Genomic DNA, 25964 nt, shown 5'->3' with positions numbered 1-25964 from the left:
TCTTTGTTGGGTTTATGCGAAAAGCATGGACTTGGCGTTGGATTTGCGGCAGGATGACGATACGCACTTATCTGTGAATATTTAGAAAAACGGACGGCCATATTTGCTGGTCAGTCGTTCTTCCACGCAGCTCGGTGCAACTGTTTTGACGAAACCGGAATCCTCCGAGTAGGATGCGATTCTCAATGCACTGGCGCATAGACATCCCGTATCGCTTCTCCCGAGCAGCCGCCGCGGTTCTGTGCATGGTTCTGTGCTGCAGCGCGGTGCTAAGTGCTGCTGCAGACAAGCCCGCAAAACCGAAGAAGGAAAACCGTCGTGCCGAGTCGCACCAGATTGAAGTGCTGGAGCAGAGCTGGCTGCAGGCACTGACGAAATCCGACACGACCGTGTTGGAAAAGCTGATGTCAGATGACTTTCTTGCGATCTCAGCGAACGGGACTCTTTCTGACAAAAAGCAGTATCTGCAGCGCGTAAGTTCCGGGGTCAATTCCTTTACCACCATTGACGTCATGGATATCAAGGTGCGGATGCAGCCGTCCGCTGCTGTGGTGGTGTCGCAGGTCCGTGTTTTGGGGCAGTTAGACAGTCACCCTGTCAACGCTGTGTACCGTTACACCAAGGTGTATGGCCGTACGACAAATGGACAGTGGCACGTGCTGAATCTGGAAGCAACACGCGTTTCGGGGCCGGAAGAAATGGGTATGCACCGCGGCACTCCGCTCAGTTTGCGTCCTAACCAGGAGCATTGATCTTTTCGCCGTGTCGAGTTTGAAGACAAGAAAAGCCCCGCCTATGCTGCGGGGCTTTTATGTACCCTGGGGAGGACTTGGTTCGTCTTACGCCACCTTTAGAGCCGTGGTCGGCTGAGACGAGGCGGAAGCGACGGGCTTGAGATTGAGGGCCAGCAGACGGCGATCAAGGGAGCGCGTCATACCGGTTAACTGTGCATCTTCAGGTTCAGACATTGCGATGGCGGAACGCTTTCCAGGAAGGGAAGCTGCCATCTCGGGGAAATCCATCCGGCGACGAGATGAGCCGGGTCGGATTCCTGCATCGGCGCGCCAATTGCGTTGAGTCCCGATCATAAAATCCTCCCGATTGTCGTTATTTGGAGCGATGAGCCCACGTCAAATGGGATGGAAAAAGCGGCGCGCGAGTTGCCCCATTATTGGCAGTCGGTTCGTGTCGTGAAATGCCGTAGGACGGAAAAACACAGGCATCGTGTCCTTAAAGCACTGCTTCTAACGTTGAGGTTTGTCTTAATGAAAAAGGCGATAATACATCCGTGAAGTCTGCTTTCGTTCTTCTTTCAGCTCTGTTCCTGATTGGCCCGAATTCCAGGGCGCTAGCGCAAGCCAATCAACCCACTGCGATCCGCAAACTGGCTCCGTCGGCATTCGTTATGGTTGGTGGCACCTATACGGGGGTTGGCAGCTTTGGGAGCGCTACACACCGCAACGGCGGCAAGAATATGACGCTTACAGCCGGCGGAGATCTTGGCTTTCTTTCTTTTGGCCGTTACATGCTGGGTGCAGAAGTGCGCGGCAGCTATCCGATCGATAGTGGTCACATCGTGGGAGAGAAGTCCATTCTGGGCGGCGCGCGGATGTCCTACGAGACGGGTGGATTGATTCGGCCCTATGTGGATGGTCTGTTCGGGCGCGGCCAGATGAACTATCAGAATGGTGGCTACCAGGTAGGGAGCCTTTTGTATTCACAGACAGCGACAAACATCTACGATTTCGGCGGCGGCGCGGAGTTCGACGTCTTCCGCCAGATTTCGTTGAAGGTAGACGTTCAGGCCCAGCACTGGAATACGCCGGTGATCGCGAATGGACACGTGTGGAGCGCGCAAGGATCGATTGGGGCTGCCTATCGGTTCGGCGCCGGGCAGGGGCCGCGATAACGCAAGGCTATTCGTCCTGCTTGCGACGGCGCAGAAATGCAAAGCCGCGAATGCCGCACGAAGTGCAAAGGACGGCGATGGCTACTACCGTTCCTACTGCAATCAGCAGCACTGGCAACAGGTGAGACAGGATGGCAACAGCCAGTGCTGCGATGGCCGCGGCCATTGCATGGATTAAGTACGTGATGATGTGAAAGATAGCCACTCGTCGACGAACCCTGTGCAGCATGGGATGCAAATCATCGATTCAGGGTGTCTTATACCGTCGCGGAAAGATGACATGCAGTTGATGGCTATACTGCGGTGATGGACAGGCTTTGGACTCCGTGGCGTTACGCGTATATCACCGGTGAAAAGAAGAGGTTGCGGCAGGGCGTCCCCGTGGAGTTGGATGGTTATCCTGAAGACCATCGCTCCGTCTTCCTGAACATGATCGGCTCTGTGCAGTGGGCCATTCGCGAGAAAGTGATGCCCGCCACAGATGCGGAGAAAGCCGCAGGAGTTCTCCTGCAGGCAGAGCACAACTTCATCTGTCTGAATGCGTTTCCGTACACCTCAGGTCACGTGATGGTGGTGCCATATGAGCACCTTGATTCACTGGCGAAGCTTCCGTCGGAAGCGGCCACTGAGATGATGTCACTTGCGCAACGGATGGAGGCAGCGTTGCGCGCCACGTATCGCCCGGACGGCATTAACCTGGGCATGAATCTGGGCGAAGCGGCAGGTGCCGGTGTTGCAGAGCATCTTCATCTGCATGTTTTGCCGCGCTGGTTTGGCGATAGCAACTTCATGACGGCGACTGCAGAGACGCGCGTGTTGCCGGAGGCGCTCAACGTTACCTGGGATCGTTTGCGCGGCGCACTTGGATTGCCCGTGGAATAGGGCATTTTCATATCTCGTACGACCATGCGACCTTTTTCTGCATCCATCGCAGCAATGGATGCCTGGCGTTGGCGAGTGTTGGCTGTACTAGGTTTGTTGGTCTTACTGTTGCTCGCCTTTTGGGTAGGCCGCAAAACCACGCGTACTGTTACGGTCACGCAAGCCGTTACCGAGCCAATCAAACCTGATCCTTCTGTACCGGATAGCCAGCAGACACGCCTCTGGGCGCATAACCTGCTGTTGCGCAAGGGACCGCACTTCCGCGTCTATGTGCGATGGATTCGCGGACGCATGGTGCGCACCCAACGAGATCGCGTGCCAGATCTGGATGTGCCGGAATCGTTTGTGCTCGAGATTGAAAAAGGCATGGTGGATGCCAAGCTCTCGGATATTGCGGAGTTTATAAACTCTGGCCAGCGCGGCGATCCGCCATTGAAGGACATGAAAGTGGAAAACCACGATGGCATAGTTCAGATCAACGGAACGGCCCATAAGGGTGTTTCTGTGCCGGTTCGGCTCGATGCGGAACTCACGCCTCTTCCTGATGGGCGGCTGAAACTCCACGTGAAGAAGTTGAATGTGCTGAAGGTCCCGGTGAAAGGTCTGTTTGGCCTGTTTCATCTGAAGCTGGACGACCTGATGCCAAAAACGACAGTGCCCGGGATGCAGGCTTCAGGTGATGACATCTACCTGGACACGCAGAAGTTGCTTCCACCGCCGCACATTCACGGACACATCACTTCAGTGCAATTACTGAATGATCGAGCAAGGGTTATCTATGGCGGTGTGACCGAGACAGAAGAGGAGCTGGCGCAGTGGCATAACTTCCTGCGTCTGTCTGGCGGAACTGTTTCGTTTGGAAAACTAACCATGAGAGATGCGGACCTGACGCTGGTCGATGCGGGCAACGACGCATGGTTTGATCTGGACCTGACGAACTATCAGACTCAACTTATCTATGGCACCATGCGCACGACTGCGCAGGCGGGTGTTGAGGCCTACATGCCGGATCTTGACCACCTACCGCCGGGTGCAGAAGCGGTGGCACAGGGTGTCTCGGTGGAATGGTTGAAAAATCGCAACACGGTTCCGCCGTTGGAAGTGGCGCATACAAAACGATGAGTTGTAGCGCCAGCATCGATCGCATGGACATCAGCCTAAGGGTTACTTAATCGCGGAAGAGTTCGCGCCAGGTGCGATCCAACTGTATCCACCGGGCGTTCTCGAACCAGCTTGTTCTCCATTCCGGCTGGTGCAGCAAGCCATGCCCCTGATCACACATTTCTTCGGTTGCGTTGGCGTGGAGGAGAGTCCACGAAGGAACGCCCATGTGTGCCGGGTTTCGTAACGACCGCATGCAGGTTGGGCAGCGCTGCCGCTGATCAGTGAAAACCCACGTCATGGTAAAGGCATTGAATATCAGGCCGCATGCGATGGCCAGGCCTCCCTCCAGCGGTTTCAGAACGGGTGGAAGCAGCAATATCACTTGAACCGCAAGGAAGTAACCGCAGAGAGCAGCCAATACAAACTTCGTGATGAGGAAGCGCCACCTAGCGAAGCGCTGCCATGCTGAGGCGGCGTCACCGCGGTAGGCTTCGCAGGCCCCGTAACCGGAGACAACAACCGTCGACGGGACCGCGAAGATGGCCAGCGTGACGAAGGTCCCGAACGTCCACACTCCCCATATTGAAGAAAGCAAATGGCGTACATGAGGCTGAAGGAAGTTTATGGCGAACAAAACGGCGAGGCAGCCGATGAGAAATTTGATGCAGACCGAAGGAGCTCGCCAGTCAATGCTTTCCCAGCGATGTTGCAAATCAAGCTTTCGGAGACTGATTGCATCGGGCAGAAGGCCCTGCGCCAGGCTATCTGCCGCGGCTGGATCTTCTAAGTACACGTAGCTGATTTCTGCGACCCACTCTGAGTGCCACGTGCTTCGCCGGCTTTTCGGCACAATGGCGCCTGCAATGCGAAGCATGCGATGAAGGCGATGCATCTGGTCGTGCGGGCTCATGCCTTGGCCACCTTTGGGCGTGCGAACTGCGCAATCAAAGGGTACTTCTTTTCTGCTTCTGCAAGCGCTTGATTGCCTGCGCGAGAAATTTTGTAATACCGGCGCGCTGGACGATCTTCACGCAGGGCCTTCTGCTCGCTTTCCCACGAGCCTTCAATCAGTTCCATGGCTTCCATGCGCCTCAGCGCCGGATATACGGTGCCGCTGGGCAAACCTGTGACCTCCATGATGTCGAAGCCGTAGGCCAGGCCCTCCTTGAGGGCCTTCAGGATAAGGGCGGCGGTGTGGGAGAGGCGGGCGGGATCGGGCACGGGACTGAGCCTCCGAAGTATCTATGTAGAAATCTACTTGACTATGCTGAATCGTCAATGTAAGAAGAATGCTACATAGGGTACTGCCAATGCTTGAGCTGAGACAAGTAACAAAACGCTACCGAGGGATACCGGCTGTGGATGACGTCAGCTTCCGGCTGGAGGCGGGGACGGTACTGGGATATCTGGGACCCAATGGTGCCGGGAAGTCGACCACGGTCAAGGTGATCACTGGGATGATTGAACCCACGCATGGGCAGGTGCTGTTTCGGGGAAGGAGTATCTATGAATTCCTGCCTGAGTATCGTGCGCGGTTGGGATATGTGCCTGAGGAGGCGCAGGTGTATACGCACCTGAGTGGATTGGAATACCTGCAGTTGGTGGGCCGACTGCGGGCGATGTCAGAGGATGCGATCGCGCGACGGGCACGCGGCATGTTGAGCCTGTTTGGCTTGGAGCACGCTGCAGAGTCGCCCATCACCGACTACAGCAAGGGCATGAAGCAGAGAGTGCTGCTAAGCGCGTCGTTGATGCATAACCCCGAACTCATCATCTTCGATGAGCCGTTAAGCGGTCTTGATGCTGTGACAGCGCGGCTGTTCAAGGACCTGCTGCTGGTGCTGAAGCGCGAGGGAAAAGCGGTGCTGTACATCTCTCATGTGCTTGAGGTGGTGGAGCAGGTTTGCGATCAGGTCATCATTCTTGCCGGTGGCAAGGTGCTGGCGAACGCTGCGCCGCAGCAACTGACGCAGCTTACATCTCTCCCAACGCTGGAGCGTGTCTTCGCGCAGATGGTGCAGCAGACGGACACTGTCACCGCAGCCGAAGACCTAGTGAGGTTGATGCATGCGTGAGCGTCGCGCTCCAACGCCGCTTCAAGCGTTGTCCCGGCATTTTTTCTGGCGTTTCTTTCAGACGGAGAATGTGGGGGAGGGGGATACTTCGGACACGCCGGTGGTTCGGGCGCTGTCCGGGGTGGCCGTGCCGATGTTGATGGCTGCGTTCTGGAACGCTATGCTTGCGGTTCCCACGACGGCGTGGAATGAAGCTGGTATACACTCCCTGTTCGTTGTGTATGCGTTCTGCTCCATGGGCTGCATTACTGCGCTGCAGTGGGACAAGCTGTTTCCGGAACGTATCGACTTCCTGATCCTGTTGCCGTTGCCGCCAAAACCGCGTGTGCTGTTCCTGGCGAAGCTACAGGCTGTTGCATTGTTCCTGCTGATGTTCGTGGTTGCCGGGAGTATCTTCGGGACGCTGCTGTTGCCTGCGCTTGCGGGCAGGCGTGTTCTCTGGGCCATGCTTGCCCACGGGACCGCGGTGATGTCTGCGGGGATTGCAGCGAGTCTGGCTGTGCTTGCCTTTGAGGCTGTGGTGATTGCTGTGACGCCTGATCGCTGGTTTCGCTATGTTGCGGCTGCGTGCCAGGTGATATTGGTGGCTGCGTTTCTGCTGATTTTCCTTAGGGTGGGAACAATCGATGAGCGTCTGCGGGAGTTGCTGGGTGGCTCGGTGTGGGGGGCTGGGTGGTTTCCACCGCTGTGGTTCGAGTCGGTGTATGAAGTGCTGTTGGGCAGTGGTGCAGCGACTGGCTTTGCGCATGTGTTGGCGATGCGGGCTGTGTACTGTTTGCCGTGGTTGTGTGCGGCGGTTGTGCTGACGTATCCGTTGGCCTGGGCCAAACGGCGGCGGGCTGCGCTGGAAGGTGTGAACGGTCGGCGGTTGCGCGATGGTGTGTGGATTCGTGTGGCGCATCGCACGGTGTTGCGGAGTGCGGATCAGCGCGCGGTGTTCCACTTCATCCGGCAGACACTGTCGCGGCTGAGTCAGTATCACGTGCTTCTGGCTGCTTACTGTGGATGTGGATTGGCTTTGGGGATTGCGTTTGCAGTGTCGGTCAGTTCGGTTGCGGGGCATCTTTATGTGTCGCTTTGGCGGACTGGTGTGCAAGGCGCTGTGCCGTTGCTACTGTTCTGGGCGATTGCGGGTTTGCGTGTGGCTTTCCTGTTGCCTACGGACCTTGCTGCGCGGTGGATCTTTCGGCTTGCGCCGTTGAATACGCAACGCGTTGTGACCACAACGAAGGTGCTTGTGTTCAGTGTTGCTGCGGTTGTGTTGGCGGCTGTTGTTGGAGTGCTTGCGCTATTTGGATGGAGCGCTCGCGACCTGGCTTTGCAGGCTGTCTTTGGACTGATCTATGCGATGTTGCTGACGGATATCTTCTTCTACGGTCAGTCGCACGTTCCGTTTACACGGCCTCGTCTTCCTGGTCGCAGCAGCTTACCGATGACGATTGCCGTGTTCCTGTTCGGCGTGCCGCTTTGTATGTCACTTGCGGTGATTCTGGAACGATGGGTTCGCTATTCGCCGGTTCGCCTGCTGGAGACTTGCGTTGCGGTGTTTGTGTTCCATGCGGTTCAGCGTTGGCTGCGTGGTTTGCCTAGTCACTCGGCGTCTGAAGATCCTTTTCTTGGCGAACTGGATCAGGATGTGCAGACGCTGGGCTTGAGTAGCTAGTCCCCGGTGGGTAGGTACCCCCCCTCCCCCCTGTTTTTGCAAAATCGTCTTTCTATTGGAGTTACGGCGCGAGTGTCTGTAAAATCGTCTGCCCATTGAGGTTAGGGGCAAAATCGTCTTTCTAAAAGGGTTAGGAGTAGGCACAGCCCGTCTGATCGGTTTTGAGTTGGACCTGTTTCTATTGTAGTAAGGTCGGCAGGAAAACATGCCAACTGTATTTGTATTGGAATGAGTGGGTTAAGTGGTTTAGGGGCTTGACAATATCTCGGGTTCAGAGATTCATATTGAATACGTACCAGTTGGTATGTAAATTGAATCTATGAATTCTCATATTTCGCTCTTCTCGCCGGGTCTTGCTGCAATCCTTTCGCGCTTTCTTTTTGCGTTTCTTCTTACCGGTACCGGGGGAATGTTGCCCGCGCAGCGGGTGGAGAAGATCCCCGCTCTGGCTCCTGCTGCGGCCACGGTCGAGTGGCAGTCGCTGAGTGCGCAGCATGCCTATGGGTTTCCTGAGGTGAAGCCGAATAGGAAGGGCACGCTGACCCTGGATGAGGCGGGACTGACCTTTACCGGCAAGACGTTCAACACGACGCTACCGCGTGAATCCATTACGGCGGTGAATGCAGGGAATGATCGTGTGGAGTTGTGGGGGACGGGGGGACGCCTGCTGCGGATGGCCATTCCGCAGGGTGGTGGGTTGGCTGCGGCGGCTGTGATGCACCACCGGGTGGATATGTTGACGGTGGAGTTCCGTGACACGCATGGAGGGGCGCACTCCGCGGTGTTCTACCTGCCTGCGACTGAGGCAGACAAGGCGCTGACGCACTTCACAGTGACACCCGTTACTGACACGACGACGGCAGTGCGAGGATGCGACCAGAACCCGGTGGATCCGCATAGCGTGCTGGTGAAGATGCCGGAGTGGAAGAGTGTGGAAGTGCCTGCTGCGTATCGCGCACTGGTGTATGAGCACATCATCGACCGGATGAAGGCGGTGAAGGATGTTGGCTCTGTGTATCGCGAGGGTGAGCTGACACATGGCATGGCATGCCCGCATTACACCGTTGCGGTGGCGATTGAGGGATACAAGAAGGGCAACCAGGTGGTGCGTGCGGCGACCGGGCCGATTGGCATGTTTATGAGCCCCACGCAGATGCGTTTCGCCGTGACCTATAGCGATGCGATGGATGGTTCCGTGAAGACGGAGGAGGTCAAGGCGACGGTTCGTTCCGAGTCAGAGAGTACGACCGTGGCAGATATGGCGGCGAAGAAGCTGGCGAAGCAGTATGACCATCTGCTGAAGGAGCAGGCGAAGGTGGCGACGGCCTCAGCGAGTCCGCATGTCCAGTAGCGTGATGAAGCTTCCTGCGAGTGTGTGGGAGCTGGAACGGGACAGGTTGCTGACTCCATCCACTAGGATGGAATGCGACCTGATGATAGCCAAGAAGCCGAATCGCCACGAACAGAAGACCCGCGAAACGCGCGAGCAGTTGCTGCTGGCGGCTGAAACGGTGTTTGTGCGCGATGGCTATGAGAAGGCCGACCTGCTGGAGATTGCCAAGCTGGCAGGTCGGACGAAGGGCGCGATCTATGCGCAGTTCAAGAGCAAGGAAGAGGTATTCCTTGCTCTGGTGGAGAAGCATGCACTGCAGCGTCGGGCATTGATGCGGGAGCGCCTGGCTGAGTCCTCCACGGTGGAGGGCAATCTGGCTGCGTTGCGTGCGTACTATGTTGGCCTGGCGGAAGATGATGTGTTCGGCATGCTGATGCTGGAGTTTCGGCTGTATACGATTCGTCATCCGGACGTGCGGGAACGGCTGGCTGAGCTGTACCGATCCCTTCTTCCTGAGAACGAGGAAGCGGCTTACACAGCGATGCTGGGGTCTGCGGGTTCAGGTGAGGATGCGATTCCTCGCGCGACTGCAGTTCATACCGCCTTCATGATGCAGTTTGCGCTGCAGGTGCAGATGAAGTTTGAGCCTGAGGTTTTTCAGTCGACATCGCCGAAGGTGATTGCGGGGCGGATCTTCGATTCGCTGTTTGAGCTGCCCAAGTAAGGCATCCAATCAAGAGGCGATGTCTAAGTAAGGCTTATTCAAAATGAGATGTCGATACCTATAGTGAAACTCTTCCACTAAGAGGTCGTCATTATGTTTACAGGTTTGTCGTTGATTCACGTGCGCACCCTGTGTAGCAGGAGAATGATGAGACGACTGATTGTGCTGGGCTCCGCAGTTGCACTTACGTTTGCACCGCTGTACCTGGGAACCATTCGGGTGCAGGGGAAGACGATCGAGAAACCATCTGCTGACGGCCAGACGGTTGCCGTGGTGAAGGCTACATCTGACTTTCTGGCTTCGTTAAGCGCGGATCAGCGGCAGAAGGTGCAGTTTGCTTTCACTCCGCAGCCGCTGGGCAGCAAGGCACCATTTCACAGAACTGCAGATGGTGGTGTGGCACCGGGTGCACCCGCAGGTGGACAACAGGGAACTGCAGGTGGGCCTGGTCGCGGTCCGGGCGGCGGCCCAGGGGGACCCGGGCGTGGTCCCGGTGGTGGACCAGGTGGAGGAGCTGGTATGGGACCTCCGGGTGGGTTCATCGGCGAACAGTATGGGCAAGCCGTTTGGTCGAATTATCCGGTAAGTGATGTGTTGCGGCCGGGGCTTCGATTGGGAACGCTTACGGCATCGCAGCGCGCCACTGCTATGCATCTGTTGAAGACAGTGCTTAGTCCCATGGGTTATCAGAAAGTGCTGGATATCATGGGCTCCGATCAAGCTTTGACGGATGCCGGTACAAACTTTGCTTCGGGCGAGGCGGTTTACACCATCGGCATCTTTGGCGAGCCAAGCGCGACGAAGCCGTGGATGCTGGAGTTTGGTGGACACCATCTGGGATTGAATATTGTGATTGCCGGTGCAGGTGGAAGCATGACACCAACGCTGACCGGTGCGCAGCCATCTGTGTACAAGCGCGGCGATAAGGTGGTGCGTGTGCTGGCGCAGGAGAACGATACAGCGTTTGCGTTGCTGGATACCTTGACTTCGACACAGAAGAAGCAGGCCATTCTGAACTATGAAGTGAATGACCTGGTGCTTGGGCCGGGGATGGCGGGCAAGCAGATTCAGCCTGAGGGATTGAAGGCTTCCGAGTTGAATGCACAGCAGCGCGCGTTGCTGCTGCATGTGATTGCGCAATGGGCTGGCATTGTGAATGACGCGTATGCGAAGGTTCGCATGGCGGAGATTGAAGCGGACTTAAGCGAAACATACTTTGCATGGAGCGGGCCCACCACGCACGAAGTGGGTAAGAATGGCAGCTCGTATTACCGCATACAAGGTCCGCGGTTGGTGATTGAGTTTTCGCCGCAAGGTGTGGGTGGTGATCCCACGATGCACGTTCACACGATTTATCGCGATCCCACCAACGACTATGGTGTGAAGCTTACGGGGGCGAAATGAAGAGACTCTTTGTTCTTGCGACTACAGCAGCGCTATCGTTTAGTTCATTTGTTTATGCGCAGGCGAATCGTTCCACCGAAGCCGTGGTGCAGGCTGCTGACAGTTTTCTTGCAACGCTGACTGCGGATCAGAAGCAGAAGGTGATGTATGCGTTTGACGACGCAACGCAGCGGGCGCGCTGGTCGAATTTTCCAACGGGTGTGGTTGCGCGCGGTGGCATAAATCTGAAGTCGATGAGTGCTGCGCAACAGCAGGCTGCGATGAAGCTGATGAGCACTGTGCTAAGTCCCATGGGCATGGAGAAGGTGAACGAGATCCGTCAGGCGGATGATGATTTCAAGGCCAACGGATCGAAGCGTGGGCCGGGTGGTGGCGGGCGTCCGCAGGGGCCGCCTCCGGGTGGGCAAGGTGGACCTCCCCCACAGTTTGGTGGTGGTCGTGGTCCCGGTGGGCCGGGTGGTCGTCCCCCGAGTGGCGATCTGTTTGGTAGTGATCTCTACTTCATTTCGTTCCTGGGGAAGCCTTCTCTGACGCAGCCGTGGATGTTGCAGTTTGGTGGTCATCATCTGGCGTTGAACATCACGATCGCCGGCGGCAGAGGTGTGTTGACGCCAACGCTGACGGGCGCGCAACCGGCGATGTTTACGCTGAACGGAAAGACGATTCGTCCTGTGGGGCGTGAAAGCGATAAGGCGCTGGCGTTGTTGCAGGCGTTGGATGATTCGCAGCGCAAGCAGGCGGTGTTGAGTTATCAGGTGGCGGATCTTGTGCTGGGGCCGGGGCAGGATGGGAAGAAGATTGCACCGGAGGGGCTGAAGGCGTCGAGCATGAATGCGCAGCAGCAGGCGATGTTGTTGGATGTGGTTGCAGAGTGGTCCGGCATTCTGACAGAGCCGTATGCCGCCGCGCGCATCGCGCAGATGAAGGCGGACCTGAAGGACACGTACTTTGCGTGGAGTGGAGCTACGGATGGGAAGGCTGGGACGAACATTACGGCGTACTACCGCATCCAGGGGCCGCATCTGGTGATTGAGTATGCTCCGCAGAGTGACGAGCCGGGCAATCATGTCCACACTATGTATCGTGATCCCACCAATGACTATGGAAGTGCGCTGCTGAAGCCATGAAGTGGAAGCTGGCAGCAGTAATCGTTGTGTGCGTGCTGCTGTGTGGGAATACAGCGTGGGCGCACCGGATCGATGAGTATCTGCAGGCGACGATCCTGTCGGTGGAAGCGAACCGCGTGCATGCATCGATGCGGTTGATTCCCGGTGTGCTGGTTGCGCCTGCTGTGATTGCCGCTATCGACAGCGATCACGATGGAGTGTTCTCCGAGACTGAGAAGCGCGCTTATGCAGAGCGTGTTGTGCGCGACCTTTCCATCACAGTGGATGGCAAGGCCGCGCATCCGGAACTGGATGCTTGGACGTTGCCGGAAGCGACGCAGCTGCGTGATGGTCTGGGTGAAATCCATATCGAATATCACGTCGATGTTCCGTCGAGTGCAGGTGCGAATCGCAGCCTGGTGCTTGCGAACCATCATCTGAATGATGCTTCGGTTTACCTGGTGAATGTGGAAGCGCCGCAGGATCGCGCGCTTCGCATTGTGGATCAGAAACGAAATGCGAAGCAGTCAGTTTATGAGCTTGACTATGAGCAGGTGGGTGGTGGGGATACGTCTGCGGGGGCTCGGCGTGGGATGCGTGCGTGGTGGGATGGCGTGCAGGTAGCGAACCTGTTCCGGCTTGGGATGCGGCACATTGCGGAGGGTACGGATCACCTGCTGTTCCTGCTGGTGTTGCTATTGCCTGCGCCGCTGCTGGCTGTGGATGGAAGATGGTCTGCGACGGCTGGAGTTCGGCATAGTCTTCTGCACATTGTTGGTATTGTTACCGCGTTTACTGTGGGACATTCTCTGACGCTGACGCTGGCGGCGATGAACGTTGTCCATGTGGCGAGTCGTCCGGTGGAGGTATTGATCGCAGTGTCCATCCTGCTGTCTGCGATCCATGCTCTGCGGCCCATCTTTCCCGGACGTGAGGCATGGATTGCCGCATTCTTCGGGCTGATTCATGGTCTGGCGTTTGCGTCGACACTGGATCGTTTGGGGCTTTCACGCTGGGATCGCGTTGCAGGGATACTGTCTTTCAACCTGGGAATCGAGACGATGCAGATGCTGGTGGTTGTGCTGGTTCTGCCGTCGTTGCTGTTGATGAGTCGTACTCGGAGTTATGCTGTGCTCCGCGTTGGCGGTGCGGTTTTGGCGAGCGTTGCTGCTGTTCTGTGGATTGCTGAACGCGTGCTGAACGTGCAGACGCCTGCGGATGCTGTGATGAATGGCATTGCGCATCGAGGGTTGATGCTGGCGACTTTGTTGTTCTTTGCGAGTGTTGTTTGCTGGACGTTCGCTCGCAGGCGGGTCTCCTAGCGTGGGGGTACCCCCCCTCCCCCCTGTTTTTGCAAAATCGTCTTTCTATTGGAGTTACGGCGGGGGTATCTGCAAAATCGTCTGCCCATTGGGGTTAGGGGCAAAATCGTCTTTCTAAAGGGGTTAGGAGTAGGGAGTAAGACAGTCAGCAGGTCAGCGAGTCAGCCCTTGTTTTTATTGTAGTGAGGTCGGAGGGGAAACATGCCAACTGTATTTGGATTGGAATGAAGGGGTTAGGTGGTTTGTGGGCTTGACAAGATTCTCACAACTCTTCGACAAACGGGGCGGCTATTAGTCGTATTTGGCGAGTGAGGTTGTTCTCGTGCTCGGTTGCAGGCGGAGCCGTTACAGCAAAGCTGGGCGTGTAGTAAGGCTATTTCGCAGTGACACAAAATTTGACGTTCGTTGCTCGAAAGCTAAGACAACCCGGCCTCAGTCTTCGTCCTGCGCCCTACGCTGCAAAGAGCTGAGGTGTAGGGCAGGCCGAACTATCTTGAGCCATACGGAGCGAATAGATGATGCAATTTAGCGTTGTTAGGTCTTATGCTCATCGCATCAGTTTTGCTGCAACTCTTAATTCTGAAGATTGGAAGGCCCATGCCTGATTCAAAGATCGAAATCAAAGTTGGTGCTGTCTCATTCTCTGGAGAAGGACCAGGGGAATGGCTTTCAAAGCAGTTAGATAAAGTTCTTGCAAAACTCCCTGAACTTACACAGATCGTGGGTTCTGAGGATCATTCATCTGACCATTCCACCGACAGGACTATTGCACCCAAGCGACATAACAATAGCAACGTTACCCTTGCAGCATTTCTGAAGGAAAAGAAAGCGACCTCGAATCAGGTTCGTAAGTTCCTAGCAACGTCGGTGTGGTTGCACGACCATGAAGGCAAGGGACGGGTGACAACCAATGATGTTACGACCGCGCTGAACAGCCACAATCAGGGGAAATTAACGAATCCCACGCAATGTCTTAACCGTAACGTGGGAAAAGGACACGCCGTAAAGGATGGCAGCCAGTTTTATGTATCGGACGATGGCCGCACGGAGCTTGGTAATTGACTCCGGCGTCGACGGCGTTATCGTCTATCCCGTCAGGCTTGCGGATTCCTTTATTGTCGGAGTACCAAACAATCCTCCAGAATTTTTTGGAACATCGGTGGCTACCCTCCGAATTGAGCGGCGGAAGGTTTAGCGAGATTGTGTTCACAATCCTTGATGGGCAAGCAAAGCAATCTTATGCAAATGCCCCAGCTAAGCCGAGGGATTTTGTAGGCTCATGTCGAAAGCTAGAAAGCAATTCTCTGCCCCATGTACCCCGCAGCTTTCAAATATTGATACCGCGAATGCTTCCGGCACTGTATGAGATCCGGAACAACCGAAGTGTCGGGCATGTTGGAGGTGATGTTGATCCTAATCACATGGACGCAGTTGCTGTGTTATCGATGTCGAACTGGATTATGGGCGAGTTGGTTCGGGTATATCACGGTCTCTCGGTCAATGACGCTCAGCGGGTAGTCGACGCGCTCGCAGAAGTTCGTGTGCCTGCCGTTTGGTCTGACGGCGATGTGAAGCGAGTGCTACAGCCACGTCTTAAGATGCCTGACCAAATCATCTTGTTGATCGCGACATCGTTGCCCACGGTAAGCTCCGTTGAATTGCTTCGGTGGGTGGAAGCGTCTGACAAGCGGTATTTTATTAAGCTGCTCAGAGCGCTTCACAAGAAGAGGTTCATTGAGTTCAACGAAGCCACAGATTTGCTGCAAATTCTACCGCCCGGTGCGCAGTATGTTCAGGAGCTGGTTCGGTCGAAAAATCTAACTAACATCCTTTAGTACTCGTCTACGGCATGACGAGACGTGGGACGCGTTCTATTTCGAACATTAGGCTTCGATGAGCGGATGAGGCGAGGTGAGATAACAGATGGGATTGATCGGAGATGGCGTAGAGCTGATGAAGCTCGTGAATGTCGGAGTTAACGCAGACTTATACGAGAAGCTAGCGAAGTACGTGGAACGGTCTCAGGAGTTACAGGCAAAACTTGAGGATTTGGAATCAGAAGTCGCTACTTTGAAAGAAAAACTCAAGTTCAAAGGAACTGTAATTAGACGCGGTGGCGTGACCTACGTAGAAGGTGATGATGATCCCGTCTGTTCGCATTGCGCGGAAGTCGACAACCTACCAGTCCATGTTACCCAACAACACACCAAGGATTTTGGAGTCAAAGCGATTTGCCCACGATGCAAAAACCAAGGAAGAAATATTTCACGTTTTCGGATGGAGCAAATGCTTGCAGAGAAAGCCGGGCAGTTTTAGCTAGACTGCATCCGACCTTTAGAGAAGATTTTGAAAATGTAAGGTGGAAGTGTCCCAATTAATGAGTGGACACTTCCACCTTCATCGTCGCAAACCGATATCTCATGAGAGAGAATGCGAGAGCCGTGCTTTGCCAGTTCTTGGTCCAGACTTCGGCAATGGGGTATTTGTTTACTGCTGAGGGTTGGTAGTTGCTGGGTTCGATCCACTATTTGAGGCGGGCGTCGGGGTCGTGTCAATCCGTTTTTAGAAGCTGCCAGATTCCCGGGGCTATTTGATCTTCTCTGAGACACGGACGCCATCGGGTGATGCATTCGAAGCGGAGGTCCGTGAACGCTCGTTGCGTGGCTTCAGATTCTTCTGTTGTAAACAGCGCTTCGAGTCTGATGCGTCTGTAGTGGATGTAATGGTGATCGCTTGCGCCATCGCTGCTGTGCAGACCCGGCTGATCTCTTTCTATAAATCCTGCTTCGAGTGCAGGCCAATAGGTTTGATTGCGATGCCACATGCTGGTTGGCAGACTGACATCGAGCCCTAACGATTTTTCGGAGACGGTTCCCTGTGAGATGAGCACTCTCGCGGATGCGCGAGAGCTTCGAAGGCCCAAATGATCGAACATCCGGGAGATAACATGAGGGCTATCTTCGTAGACGAATTGAGGAGCGTCAGGAAGCTGGTTATTCAGTTCAATGATGTATTCACAGTCGCTTGATTTCTTGCATTGCACTACGGTAGTGGACCAATGTTGCCACCGATGTACTAGCGATTCTGCATCTGCCTTGGTCGTGCCGTTTATATGCAAGTTAAGTACGTCGGCATGCAGTTGTTCTGCATGCCGACGGAATTGCCATTGCCTTAGCCACAACGCTGTCCATGCCATGAGAAGCAGCAAGGGCGGTACCGATATCCAGAGCAGCGGCTTTCTCATATTGGTGCAGTAAACACGAACAGAGGTTGAAGTTACCAGTTCTTGGTCCAGACTTCGGCTATTGGGTATTTGTTTACTGCTGAGGGTTGGTAGTTGCTGCGTTCGATCCACCATTTGAGGCGGGCGTCGGGGTCGTTGGCGAAGGTTGGGTCGCTGTCTACTTTGGATTGGAATTCTTTCCAGAGTTCGGGGTGGTCGGCGGCTTCTTTTGTTGCGATGGGGACGCTCAGGTATTCGGCTGCGCCGATGCGGCCCATGCGTTCGAAGATGTTATCGAAGAAGCCCCAACGCACTAATGCGTCAGGTGCGGCGGGGTGCAGCATGGCCATGATGATGCGGGCTCGCGGTTGGTTCATGGGGATGTAATAGCTGCCTGCGGGCATGTGCATCTTCTCTTTGACTGGCGTCAGTTTGTAGTCCGTAAACGTGCGGCCTTCGAAGGGGAAGTTCTGCTTGGTGATGTCAGAGAATCGCCATGTTTCAAAGGTCTGATCGCTGAGGTCCTTGGTGGTCTTCTCCATGACGACGCCTTGCAGGGCGAGTTCGTCTGCGATGGATTTCCATGCGATGGGGATGAGGAAGCCTGCGGGGACGGGTGCGGAGGCGGTGGTGTCGACGCCGTCGTGCATGTTGACGGTGAAGTCGTCTTTCTCTGCGGTGAAGTGCTGCACGGGTTTGCCGGTGATGGGGCTTACTTCCGTACCGCGCTTGAGCGAGTGGTAGGTGATGGGGTGCGAGCTGGCTGCGGTCTTGCCGCCGAGGAACATCTCCTGATCGCGCTTGCCGGCGAGTGCTGCGTCTGCGGCGTCGCTGTCCTTTACTGCTTTGCGCAGGGCCTGCGGGTCTTCTGTGACGATGTCGATGGAGTGGACCATGATGTCGTAGTTGGACCATGCGCGCGTCTTGGGCAGTTTGAGCGAGTGCGTTTCGACCAATAGGCATGGGCGATTGCGTGCGCCGGACCAGTAGTGCGAGTAGCGCGGGGAGAAGACTTCGACGTTGAAGTCGCGCTGGCCGTTGGTGCTGGCTGGGGCGGCGCGGCGTGCGCGGTCGTCACCACCACTGCTTCCGCCGTTGCCGCGTGCGCCTGCTGCGGGAGGTGCGAGTGGGCTGCCGCCGCCACCGGCGAATCCCATGCCGTCGCCGCGGAGAGCGCCGTAGGGCGAGACGAGATGGCCGTCGGCTTCCATGCGTTTGTTGAGCTGCGGGATGAAGCGGGAGTTGACCCAGTCGCGTGAGCCGGGGCCGATGTCGTCGTGGTGGGTCATGTCCCAGGTGACGTCGTACTGGTAGTCGGCGCCGTCGGTGACGTGGTTGTCGAACATGAAGTCAGGCAGCCATGCGTTGTAGAGCTTGAGGAAGTTGCGGGTTTCGGGGGCGTCGGCCTTGATGTAGTCGCGGTTGAGGTTGAGCTGCTGTTCCTGCGGGCGGGTGCCGGTGATGTCAGGGCCGTTCTGGTTGGCGCGGTTGTAGGGGCTGCGGTCTTCGTGGCCGTCGATCTCGTAGAGGGGGATGACGACGAAGATGGCTTTGTCGAGCCATGCGGCCTGCTTGGGATGGTTGGTGACGGCCATGTCGCGCATGAGCATCATGGCTGTGTCTTTGCCTTCGATTTCGCCGGAGTGGATGCCGCTCTGGATGAGGATGACGGCCTTGTCGGTCTTGTGTGCGGCTTCGGGTGTGAAGGCCTTGTCTTTGCTGATGATGGCGGCGTACATGGTGCGGCCTTCGGGCGTGGTGCCGAAGGGGATGACCTTGATGAACTTGCTGCGCTTCTCGTAGAGACGCATCATGGCGACGGTTTCGTCGTAGAGGCCGGTCTTCTCCCAGTTGGTTTTTTCGCCGGTGGTGAGCTCGTCCTGCGGTACGCCGGCGGTGGAGTCGGCGAGGGATTTTGCGGCGGCTGCGGCGGGAGGCTCGTACATGCTGTGCGGGCGGAGCTGCGTGGTCTGCGCGAGAGCTGCGATGGGCATGAGCAGAACGGCGGTGCGGGCGAGAGACGTGGCGCGAAGCATGCGGATTCCTTCCGTGGTGCGAGAAAACGTAAAGCGCAGGCCGTGACTTGGCTGCGGTGGTGCGCGCTTATCGGTGTTGCTTATGGGTGCTGCTTTTCTGCGGTATGACGAAGATGCTACAAACAGTTCACCCCAAAATGGAAGCGTCAAAGTCTGTTGTGATTCGAATTATGTTGCGTTGTGCTGTGGCTGCGGTGCTGCTGTGTGTTGGCGCGCGGGCGCAGCAGGGTGCTGTGTCGCATACGGAGGCGACGCACCAGGCGGCTCCTTTTGGTGTGGTGGCGTATCCGGATCGGCCGGAGCAGCCGAAGGAAGTGCTGGATCGCGGTAAGGCGGCGTATAGCGTGAACTGCTCGTTCTGCCATGGGGCGGATGCGGCGGGTGGTTCGGTTGGGCCGAACCTGTTGCGCAGCGAGGTGGTGCTGCGGGATGTGCATGGCGAGTTGATTCTGCCAATTGTGCATGGTGCGCGTTTGGCGCAGGGGATGCCGAAGATTGATCTGCCGGATCTGACTGTCGCGGATATTGCGGCGTGGCTGCACAGCTTGAAGACGGGCGGAAACATGACGCCGACGGAAGAGATCAACATTGTGACGGGGAATGCTGCGGCGGGGAAGGTGGCGTTTGATCGCCGGTGTGGGACTTGTCATTCGGCGAATGGCGATCTGAAGGGATTTGCTGCGAAGTTTGCACAGCCGATGCAGATGCAGCAGACGTGGATTTCGCCGGGAGTGATGAAGGGGCCTGGGATGCCGGGACTGCATGTGCCTCCGGTGACGGCTACGGTTGTTTCCAAGGGCAGGAAGATTACTGGGAAGTTGGGGGCTTATGACGACTTCTCTGTGGTAGTTACGACGGCGGATGGTGTTGCGCATACCGTGCCGCTGGATAACGGTGTGCCGCGTGTGGTGGTGCATGATCCTTTGAAGACGCATCGGGAGATGCTGCCTACTTTGAAGGATGCGGAGATTCATGACATCACGGCTTATCTGGAGTCGTTGCGATGATGCGTTTTTTCTATGCAGCGATGATGGCGGTGTGTGTGTCGACGGCGGGTGCGCAGTCGCTTGATCCTTCTTCGATTCTTCAGCGTGATGTGAAGGCCTGGCCTACTTACTCGGGTGACTACACGGGACAACGGTTTAGTCCGATTGCGCAGATCAACACGAGTAATGTGAAGGGGCTGGTGGAGGCGTGGTCGCAGAAGCTTCCTTCTGAGGTGACGCATAGCGGTGGCGTTGGGACTACGGTTGCGCCACTGGGGCGTGTGTCGGGATCGATTGTGCAGGTGGATGGTGTTCTGTTTGTCACTACGCCTGACAATGTTTGGTCTATGGATGCTGCCACGGGCAAGGTGAATTGGCACTATCAATGGAAGACGCGCGGCGGTACGCACATTGGGAATCGTGGCGTGGGTGTTTGGCGCGATCGTGTGTTCTTTGAGACTCCGGATAACTATCTTGTGGCTTTGAATGCGAAGACGGGCGAAGAGATATGGCACAAGGAAATTGCTTCGTTTGATTTGCAGTATTTCTCCACGATGGCTCCGCATGTTGTGGGCGACCACTTATTAGTTGGTACGGGCAACGATCTGGATGAACCGGGCATGTTGCAGAGCTTCAATCCACAGACGGGCGATGTGGAATGGACGTGGTACGCCACGCCGATGAAGAAGGGCGATGAGGGCTTATCGACGTGGGCTAGTGTGGATGCGGCTTCGCATGGCGGCGGCAATGTGTGGGTGAATGGATCGTATGACTCGGAGACGCACCTATACATCTTTGGCACGGGGAATCCGAGTGCGGCGTTTACGTCGCAACTGCGTGGGCCGGGCGCGAATCTGTATACCTGCTCTACGGTTGCGGTGAATGTGGATACGGGGAAGTTGGCCTGGTATTACCAGACGTCGCCGCATGACACGCATGATTATGATTCGGCGCAGACGCAGGTGCTGGTGGATGGAACGTGGCAGGGTAAGCCACGCAAGCTAGTGATGACGATGGCGCGCAATGGTTATTTCTTTGTGCTGGATCGTGTGACGGGTGAGCACTTACTTACTTCGAAGATGTTTGCTTCTACGAACTGGGCTGAAGAGACGCTGGATGCGAAGGGTGCTCCGGTGCGGATTCCGGCGAAGGATTTTGATTATGCCGGTGCATTGGTTTCGCCTTCAACGCAGGGTATTGTGAACTGGCAGCCACCTGCTTATAGCCCACAGACGGGGTTGTTCTATGTGAATACCTCAGAGACGTGGGAGATGTACTACCTGGCGACAACCGATCCGCGCGGGGCGATGGGATTGGGCGGCGAGCAGTTGATGAATCTGCCATCGAATGGCGGATGGTTGATGGCGATTGATTACACGACGGGGAAGCCGCGGTGGAAGCATCGCTATCCCGGAGTTACGGGTGCGCTGGCGGCTGGTGTGATGACGACGGCAGGGCACTTACTCTTTGCGCCGGATATTCATGGCAACCTTATCGCCTATAACTCTGCGACAGGGCGGCAGTTGTGGCATCAACACATTGGTGCGTCGAATGCGCCGGAGACGTTTGTGTTGAACGGCAAGCAGTATGTGCTGGCTGCTGGTGGCGATACGTTGTATGCGTTTCGTTTGCCGTAATCGCTAAGTCCGTGAGATGTGGGTTGCACAATTGCCCGGGTGAGCTTCGCGCGCCTGGGCAATTACGATTTATTCCCTCCAGAAAAAATAATCAGCACAGAGCCTTTCGTTGCGGCTAAGGCACGCGTCCGTTCGTATTTTGGACAGCGGCTTTTCTTCTGTACGAAGAAGGTGCTACAAACAGTGCGCATAAGAGAGAAAGCCTGAAAGCAGGGTGTATGCGGTTTCCTTTGAGTCGTCTTTGCAAGGGTGCTGTATCAAGTGCCTTTGTTGGAGTGGGGGTCCTGGTGTTGGGGTATGCAGTGCGGCCGTCGACGGCGGTGCATGCGCAACAACAACAGCAACCACGCGGAGGTCGTCCGGGCGGATCGGAACGTCCCGGCGGTGGTGCGGCGGCGGGACCGAACGAAGGCGCGCAGGCGCAGTCGGCGGATCAGTCGCATGGCGCGGCGATGCAGCAGGCTGCACCGTTTGGCATTGTGGCTTACCCGGATCGTCCCGCAGCACCGAAAGAAGTTTTGGATCGCGGCAAGACCGCGTTCAGTGTGAACTGTGCGTTCTGTCATGGGTCGGATGCCGGTGGCGGATCGGTTGGGCCGAACCTGTTGCGCAGTGAAGTTGTGCTGCAGGATGCCGCTGGCGAAAAGATTCTGCCGATTGTGCACGGCGGGCGTGCGGAACAGGGCATGCCGAAGATTGATATTCCCGACAGCAGCGTGGTGGATATTGCGGCGTGGCTTCACAGCTTGAAGACGGGCGGCAATATGCGCTCGACCGAGAAGATCAACATTGTGGTGGGTAAGGCGGATGCGGGCAAAGCGGCGTTTGGTAAGCTATGCGCTTCGTGCCATTCCGTGGATGGTGATCTGAAGGGATTTGCTGCGAAGTATGAAGACCCGCGCAGCATGCAGCAGGCGTGGATGTTGCCTGGTGTGGTGGCGTTTGGACGTCGTGGCGGCGGTGGGCCGCCTCCTCCGCAGCTTCATGTGCCGCCGACTACGGCAACTGTGACGCTGGCCAGCGGCAAGAAGGTGACCGGACGGTTAGGCGTGCTGGATGACTTCTATGCGGAGATCATCACGGACGATGGAGTGGTGCATCGCTTCACGTTGAACAACGGTGTGCCGAAGGTGGAAGTGAATGATCCGCTGAAGGCGCATCGCGCGATGTTCCGCACCATTACCGATACCGAAATCCACGACATCACGGCGTACCTCGAGTCGCTGAAGTAAAGGACAGCCACATGCGTATTGTTCGCAAGATCCAGTGTGCCGCTGCTCTGTGCGCGGCGATGACGATGATGACCACAGCGTTGCAGGCGCAGTGGCTTGACCCGAAAGACATTCTGAAACCGAAACCCGATAGCTGGCCTACGTATTCGGGCGATTACAGCGGGCGTCGGTATAGCTCGTTGACAGAGATCAATTCGCTGAACGTGAAGGGACTGACGCTGGCTTGGGCGCAGCGTTTGACCGGTGGCGAAGGTGCTCCGGCGGGTGGTGGCGGAGGTGGCTTTGGCGGTGGTGCTGCTGTGCCGACAAATGTTGGTGGTGTGGGAACTGCAGTTGCGCCGATGGGTACGATCAAGGGCGCGATTCTGCAGGTGGATGGATTTCTCTACGTAAGCACGCCGGATAACGTGTGGGCGATGGATGCCATGGATGGGCATGTGCTGTGGCACTACCTATGGAAGACGCGCGGCGGCACGCACATTGGCAATCGTGGTGTGGCCATGTGGCACGATCGTTTGTTCCTGGAGACGCCGGACGATTATCTGATTGCGATTGATGCGAAGACAGGCAAGGAGATCTGGCACAAGGAGATTGCGTCGTTTGATCTGCAGTACTTCTCGACGATGGCGCCGGTGGTGATTGGCGATCATTTGCTGGTTGGTACGGGCAACGATCTGGATGAGCCGGGTATGTTGCAGAGCTTTAGTCCGGAGACTGGCGATGTGGAGTGGAAGTGGTTTGCTGTGCCGATGAAGAAGGATGATCCCGGCATTGAGACATGGCGCAACGTGGATGCGGCTTCGCATGGCGGCGGCAATGTTTGGGTGAACGGATCGTATGATCCGGAGACTCATCTCTACATTCTTGGCACAGGTAATCCTACGGCTGCGTACACGTCGCAGATGCGTGGGCCGGGCGCGAATCTGTACACGTGTGCGACCGTTGCGATCAATGTCGATACGGGCAAGATGGCTTGGCATTACCAGACGTCGCCGCATGACACGCATGACTTTGATTCGGCACAGACGCAGGTGTTGGTGGATGGCATGTGGAAGGGTAAGCCGCGCAAGATGGTGATGACTGCTGCGCGTAACGGCTACTTCTTTGTGCTGGATCGCACCACGGGCGAACATCTGTTAACGAGCAAGCTGGTGGATTCGCCAAACTGGGCGGAGGACAAGCTGGATAAGAACGGTGCGCCTGTTCGTATTCCGGCGAAGGACTTTGACTATGGTGGTGCGCTGGTTTCGCCTGCGAATGGCGGCATTGTGAACTGGCCTCCTCCTGCGTTTAGTCCGCAGACGGGCTTGTTCTATGTGAATGCGAACGAGAGTTATGCCATGTATTACCTGGCCACCACAGACCCACGCGGTGCGATGGGGCTCGGTGGCAAGGATGAGGTTGGGCTTGGAACGCTGGGCACGTATCTCGTTGGCATGGATTACAAGACGGGCAAGCCGGCGTGGAAGCATCGTTATCCGGGTGTTGGTGGCGGGTCGCTGATTGGTGTGATGGCGACTGCAGGGCATCTACTGTTCAGCGGCGATCAGCATGGCAACCTGGTGGCTTATGAATCGGCAACCGGTAAGCAGTTGTGGCATACGCGCATTGCTGTGAGCAACGCGCCGGAGACGTACATGCTGGATGGTCATCAGTATGTGCTGGCCGGAGCGGGTGACATGGTGTACGCGTTCCGTTTGCAGTAGCTCGAGCCGGGAGGCGCAGTGTCAGCAGGATTGAGTGGCGAAGAACTACTTGCGTGGAACGACGCCACCTTCGTCAGATGGATGGAGTTGGTGAAACGTCATCCTGAGATACTGCGCCTGCCTTGCGATGTGTATGGCGTTGCGGATATCAATGGCCTGCTGCACCATATTGTTGCTGCAGAACTGCGTTATGCACAACGGCTTTGCGGTGAGGCAGAGACTGCATATGAAGACATTCCTGCGGATGTGGCGGGGATGGAAGCGGCACACGTTGGAATGTTGAAGCGGGTCCGCGAACTTTTGGCGGATGACACGTTTGACTGGGAACTGTCTATTTCATTCCAGACGCGAAGTATGGGGTCGCTGCGGGCTTCGCGGCGTACGGTGCTGAATCATACTTTGCTGCATGGGATCCGACACTATGCGCAGATGGTGATGCTGGTGCGACAGGCTGGTATTGCTCCGGGATGGCCTATGGATTATCTGTTCATGGGAGTTACGGGAAGGGAATAGGAATGTCTCGCGGAGCACAGATGTGCGCTCTTGCAACGTGAGTTCGGGGCGCTGCAAAGTTTGTTGTCCGGTCCGCGATGGATTGCAGGATCGAGACGCTCGGACTAAGCTTCGCGTGTGAAGGTTTTCTTGTAATTCTCCATCGACCCTCGAAACTCCCCTTGGAGGCTACGTCATGTCGGCAACAAAGAACGTCTCTCTCGATTCCTGGCCCGCTCTTGCCTATTCAGATTTCGCGGCGACGCAACACCTTCTTCATATGTGCCTGCAGGTTGTGGGCAAGTTGAAGTTGAACGAACCATTTCAATCGCAATGGGCAGAACTGCCTCTGTGGCTGTCTGCGCGAGGATTGACGACTGGGCCGATCCCGTATGGCGACGGTGCTTATGAGATCTATGTTGATCTGCTGTCGCACGCAGTGGAGTGTGTGACGAGTTGGGGCTTCACGGGACAGTTGCCATTACGGTCCATGTCGGTCGCTCAGTTTACGGAGCAACTCTTCGACTTGCTCCGCAAAGCGGGCGTTGAGGTTTCCATTAACTTGAAGCCGCAGGAAGTACCGAATACGATTCCTTTCGATCAGGACACAGAGCAACGTCCGTACGAGGCATCGCTGGTTACGAGCTGGTGGCGGATTCTTTTGAGCACGCAACGCGTGATGAGGATTTTTCAGGGGCGGTTCAAAGGGAAGACGCAGCCCATTGGCCTGATGTGGGGAACGCTCGATATTCGCGATGTGCGCTATAACGGAAAGCCCGCTTCTGCTGGTCCGAAAGCCGACTACATCCGAAGAAATGCAATGACCGAGGAGTTAGTGGAAGTGGGATGGTGGTCTGGCAGCGCTGCATATCCTAAGGCGGCGTTCTACTCCTTCACGTATCCACAGCCAGAGGGAATTGAAAAGGAAAGCATCAGTCCATCGAGTGCTCGATGGGATGCAGCTATGGGCGAGTTCCTATTGGATTATGACGATTTGCGTAAGTCAGCAGACCCGGACGGCGATCTGCTCGCGTTTTTCGAAACAAGCTACCGTGCTGGTGCAGCGCGCGCAGGATGGAATCCAAACCTTGTTGGGACTGGAACTCCGGAGTAGCTACTACGATTGCTTC

The 25964-nt window shown here is 56.3% G+C and carries 25 protein-coding genes; 20 read left to right on the top strand and 5 right to left on the bottom strand.

Features of this window, described 5'->3' with window-relative positions; genetic code table 11:
- Nucleotides 1–185 precede the first annotated feature (185 nt).
- On the top strand, nt 186–752 hold the full coding sequence (locus tag M504_RS09140; RefSeq protein ID WP_047490411.1) for a nuclear transport factor 2 family protein: 567 nt from the start codon (nt 186–188) through the stop codon (nt 750–752).
- Between the two features lie 87 nt (nt 753–839).
- Here the strand turns inward: M504_RS09140 and M504_RS09135 are convergent, their stop codons facing one another.
- Nucleotides 840–1007, bottom strand: a complete 168-nt coding sequence (locus tag M504_RS09135; protein ID WP_156993648.1) for a hypothetical protein — start codon at nt 1005–1007, stop codon at nt 840–842.
- Nucleotides 1008–1288: 281 nt separating this feature from the next.
- Here M504_RS09135 and M504_RS09130 point away from each other — a divergent pair, with 281 nt between their 5' ends.
- On the top strand, nt 1289–1909 hold the full coding sequence (locus tag M504_RS09130; protein WP_047490406.1) for a hypothetical protein: 621 nt from the start codon (nt 1289–1291) through the stop codon (nt 1907–1909).
- Between the two features lie 7 nt (nt 1910–1916).
- Here M504_RS09130 and M504_RS09125 read toward each other — a convergent pair whose 3' ends face one another.
- On the bottom strand, nt 1917–2138 hold the full coding sequence (locus tag M504_RS09125; protein ID WP_156993646.1) for a hypothetical protein: 222 nt from the start codon (nt 2136–2138) through the stop codon (nt 1917–1919).
- A gap of 77 nt (nt 2139–2215) precedes the next feature.
- On the opposite strand from M504_RS09125, the gene M504_RS09120 reads away from it, so the two are divergent.
- Complete coding sequence (locus tag M504_RS09120; protein ID WP_047490401.1) at nt 2216–2791, top strand: HIT domain-containing protein; 576 nt, start codon at nt 2216–2218, stop codon at nt 2789–2791.
- Nucleotides 2792–2815: 24 nt separating this feature from the next.
- Nucleotides 2816–3913 (top strand): hypothetical protein, encoded by a 1098-nt coding sequence (locus M504_RS09115; protein ID WP_052200564.1) that lies wholly within the window; start codon nt 2816–2818, stop codon nt 3911–3913.
- A 46-nt stretch (nt 3914–3959) separates the two neighbouring features.
- On the opposite strand, the gene M504_RS09110 is transcribed toward M504_RS09115, so the two are convergent.
- Together M504_RS09110 and M504_RS09105 are read right to left on the bottom strand one after the other, a co-directional pair.
- Nucleotides 3960–4805, bottom strand: coding sequence for a hypothetical protein (locus M504_RS09110; RefSeq protein WP_047490399.1), 846 nt, complete (start codon nt 4803–4805; stop codon nt 3960–3962).
- On the bottom strand, nt 4802–5116 hold the full coding sequence (locus M504_RS09105; RefSeq protein WP_047490396.1) for a PadR family transcriptional regulator: 315 nt from the start codon (nt 5114–5116) through the stop codon (nt 4802–4804). Before M504_RS09105 ends, M504_RS09110 begins: the two co-directional genes overlap by 4 nt.
- A 137-nt stretch (nt 5117–5253) precedes the next feature.
- Here M504_RS09105 and M504_RS09100 point away from each other — a divergent pair, with 137 nt between their 5' ends.
- From M504_RS09100 to M504_RS09055, 10 genes are all read left to right on the top strand, one after another.
- Complete coding sequence (locus M504_RS09100) at nt 5254–5970, top strand: ABC transporter ATP-binding protein (protein ID WP_232296220.1); 717 nt, start codon at nt 5254–5256, stop codon at nt 5968–5970.
- Nucleotides 5963–7633, top strand: a complete 1671-nt coding sequence (locus tag M504_RS09095; protein ID WP_047490390.1) for a hypothetical protein — start codon at nt 5963–5965, stop codon at nt 7631–7633. The genes M504_RS09100 and M504_RS09095 overlap by 8 nt, the downstream gene beginning before the upstream one ends.
- A 319-nt stretch (nt 7634–7952) precedes the next feature.
- The gene (locus M504_RS09090) at nt 7953–8984 is read left to right on the top strand and encodes a hypothetical protein (protein WP_047490388.1); all 1032 of its coding nucleotides are present in this window, start codon (nt 7953–7955) and stop codon (nt 8982–8984) included.
- 82 nt (nt 8985–9066) lie between these two features.
- On the top strand, nt 9067–9690 hold the full coding sequence (locus M504_RS21245; protein ID WP_198137560.1) for a TetR/AcrR family transcriptional regulator: 624 nt from the start codon (nt 9067–9069) through the stop codon (nt 9688–9690).
- 144 nt (nt 9691–9834) lie between these two features.
- A complete protein-coding gene (locus tag M504_RS09080) occupies nt 9835–11094 on the top strand; it encodes a DUF3500 domain-containing protein (protein WP_084214236.1) in 1260 nt (419 codons plus the stop codon).
- Nucleotides 11091–12221 carry a DUF3500 domain-containing protein gene (locus tag M504_RS09075; protein ID WP_052200562.1) on the top strand — a complete coding sequence of 377 codons (1131 nt, stop codon included), beginning with the start codon at nt 11091–11093 and terminating at the stop codon, nt 12219–12221. The genes M504_RS09080 and M504_RS09075 overlap by 4 nt, the downstream gene beginning before the upstream one ends.
- Nucleotides 12218–13522 carry a HupE/UreJ family protein gene (locus M504_RS09070; protein ID WP_052200561.1) on the top strand — a complete coding sequence of 435 codons (1305 nt, stop codon included), beginning with the start codon at nt 12218–12220 and terminating at the stop codon, nt 13520–13522. The genes M504_RS09075 and M504_RS09070 overlap by 4 nt, the downstream gene beginning before the upstream one ends.
- Nucleotides 13523–14119: 597 nt before the next feature.
- Complete coding sequence (locus tag M504_RS09065; protein ID WP_156993644.1) at nt 14120–14584, top strand: hypothetical protein; 465 nt, start codon at nt 14120–14122, stop codon at nt 14582–14584.
- A gap of 284 nt (nt 14585–14868) precedes the next feature.
- Nucleotides 14869–15357, top strand: coding sequence for a hypothetical protein (locus M504_RS21240; RefSeq protein WP_156993642.1), 489 nt, complete (start codon nt 14869–14871; stop codon nt 15355–15357).
- A gap of 88 nt (nt 15358–15445) precedes the next feature.
- Complete coding sequence (locus M504_RS09055; protein WP_047490381.1) at nt 15446–15838, top strand: hypothetical protein; 393 nt, start codon at nt 15446–15448, stop codon at nt 15836–15838.
- Between the two features lie 960 nt (nt 15839–16798).
- Here M504_RS09055 and M504_RS09050 read toward each other — a convergent pair.
- Nucleotides 16799–18781 (bottom strand): M14 family zinc carboxypeptidase, encoded by a 1983-nt coding sequence (locus M504_RS09050; RefSeq protein WP_047490376.1) that lies wholly within the window; start codon nt 18779–18781, stop codon nt 16799–16801.
- A gap of 170 nt (nt 18782–18951) precedes the next feature.
- Here M504_RS09050 and M504_RS09045 point away from each other — a divergent pair, with 170 nt between their 5' ends.
- The 6 genes from M504_RS09045 to M504_RS09020 all read left to right on the top strand — a co-directional run bounded on the left by M504_RS09045 (nt 18952) and on the right by M504_RS09020 (nt 25948).
- Complete coding sequence (locus M504_RS09045; protein WP_232296219.1) at nt 18952–19788, top strand: c-type cytochrome; 837 nt, start codon at nt 18952–18954, stop codon at nt 19786–19788.
- Nucleotides 19785–21404 carry an acido-empty-quinoprotein group A gene (locus M504_RS09040; RefSeq protein WP_156993640.1) on the top strand — a complete coding sequence of 540 codons (1620 nt, stop codon included), beginning with the start codon at nt 19785–19787 and terminating at the stop codon, nt 21402–21404. The genes M504_RS09045 and M504_RS09040 overlap by 4 nt, the downstream gene beginning before the upstream one ends.
- Nucleotides 21405–21706: 302 nt before the next feature.
- Nucleotides 21707–22636: a c-type cytochrome gene (locus M504_RS09035; protein ID WP_232296218.1), complete on the top strand. Its 930-nt coding sequence runs from the start codon at nt 21707–21709 to the stop codon at nt 22634–22636.
- 11 nt (nt 22637–22647) lie between these two features.
- Nucleotides 22648–24342, top strand: coding sequence for an acido-empty-quinoprotein group A (locus tag M504_RS09030; protein WP_047490371.1), 1695 nt, complete (start codon nt 22648–22650; stop codon nt 24340–24342).
- Nucleotides 24343–24360: 18 nt separating this feature from the next.
- Nucleotides 24361–24855, top strand: a complete 495-nt coding sequence (locus M504_RS09025; protein ID WP_052200557.1) for a DinB family protein — start codon at nt 24361–24363, stop codon at nt 24853–24855.
- Nucleotides 24856–25030: 175 nt separating this feature from the next.
- Nucleotides 25031–25948 (top strand): DUF5996 family protein, encoded by a 918-nt coding sequence (locus tag M504_RS09020; RefSeq protein ID WP_047490364.1) that lies wholly within the window; start codon nt 25031–25033, stop codon nt 25946–25948.
- Nucleotides 25949–25964 lie beyond the last annotated feature (16 nt).

It is taken from the genome of Terriglobus sp. TAA 43 (assembly GCF_000800015.1).
Classification (GTDB): Bacteria; Acidobacteriota; Terriglobia; order Terriglobales; family Acidobacteriaceae; genus Terriglobus.
This window is presented reverse-complemented; position numbering and strand designations above follow the sequence as displayed.

Excerpts from the sequence above, each read along its gene's own strand:
- M504_RS09115 (WP_052200564.1), top strand. The coding sequence starts at position 2,816 with ATGCGACCTTTTTCTGCATCCATCGCAGCAATGGATGCCTGGCGTTGG.
- M504_RS09040 (WP_156993640.1), top strand. The coding sequence starts at position 19,785 with ATGATGCGTTTTTTCTATGCAGCGATGATGGCGGTGTGTGTGTCGACG.
- M504_RS09095 (WP_047490390.1), top strand. The coding sequence starts at position 5,963 with ATGCGTGAGCGTCGCGCTCCAACGCCGCTTCAAGCGTTGTCCCGGCAT.
- M504_RS09125 (WP_156993646.1), bottom strand. The coding sequence starts at position 2,138 with ATGCTGCACAGGGTTCGTCGACGAGTGGCTATCTTTCACATCATCACG.
- M504_RS09110 (WP_047490399.1), bottom strand. The coding sequence starts at position 4,805 with ATGAGCCCGCACGACCAGATGCATCGCCTTCATCGCATGCTTCGCATT.
- M504_RS09065 (WP_156993644.1), top strand. The coding sequence starts at position 14,120 with ATGCCTGATTCAAAGATCGAAATCAAAGTTGGTGCTGTCTCATTCTCT.
- M504_RS21240 (WP_156993642.1), top strand. The coding sequence starts at position 14,869 with ATGCTTCCGGCACTGTATGAGATCCGGAACAACCGAAGTGTCGGGCAT.
- M504_RS09090 (WP_047490388.1), top strand. The coding sequence starts at position 7,953 with ATGAATTCTCATATTTCGCTCTTCTCGCCGGGTCTTGCTGCAATCCTT.
- M504_RS09135 (WP_156993648.1), bottom strand. The coding sequence starts at position 1,007 with ATGGCAGCTTCCCTTCCTGGAAAGCGTTCCGCCATCGCAATGTCTGAA.
- M504_RS09020 (WP_047490364.1), top strand. The coding sequence starts at position 25,031 with ATGTCGGCAACAAAGAACGTCTCTCTCGATTCCTGGCCCGCTCTTGCC.
- M504_RS09120 (WP_047490401.1), top strand. The coding sequence starts at position 2,216 with ATGGACAGGCTTTGGACTCCGTGGCGTTACGCGTATATCACCGGTGAA.
- M504_RS09075 (WP_052200562.1), top strand. The coding sequence starts at position 11,091 with ATGAAGAGACTCTTTGTTCTTGCGACTACAGCAGCGCTATCGTTTAGT.
- M504_RS09080 (WP_084214236.1), top strand. The coding sequence starts at position 9,835 with ATGATGAGACGACTGATTGTGCTGGGCTCCGCAGTTGCACTTACGTTT.
- M504_RS09140 (WP_047490411.1), top strand. The coding sequence starts at position 186 with ATGCACTGGCGCATAGACATCCCGTATCGCTTCTCCCGAGCAGCCGCC.
- M504_RS09050 (WP_047490376.1), bottom strand. The coding sequence starts at position 18,781 with ATGCTTCGCGCCACGTCTCTCGCCCGCACCGCCGTTCTGCTCATGCCC.
- M504_RS09055 (WP_047490381.1), top strand. The coding sequence starts at position 15,446 with ATGGGATTGATCGGAGATGGCGTAGAGCTGATGAAGCTCGTGAATGTC.
- M504_RS09045 (WP_232296219.1), top strand. The coding sequence starts at position 18,952 with ATGTTGCGTTGTGCTGTGGCTGCGGTGCTGCTGTGTGTTGGCGCGCGG.
- M504_RS21245 (WP_198137560.1), top strand. The coding sequence starts at position 9,067 with ATGATAGCCAAGAAGCCGAATCGCCACGAACAGAAGACCCGCGAAACG.
- M504_RS09070 (WP_052200561.1), top strand. The coding sequence starts at position 12,218 with ATGAAGTGGAAGCTGGCAGCAGTAATCGTTGTGTGCGTGCTGCTGTGT.
- M504_RS09030 (WP_047490371.1), top strand. The coding sequence starts at position 22,648 with ATGCGTATTGTTCGCAAGATCCAGTGTGCCGCTGCTCTGTGCGCGGCG.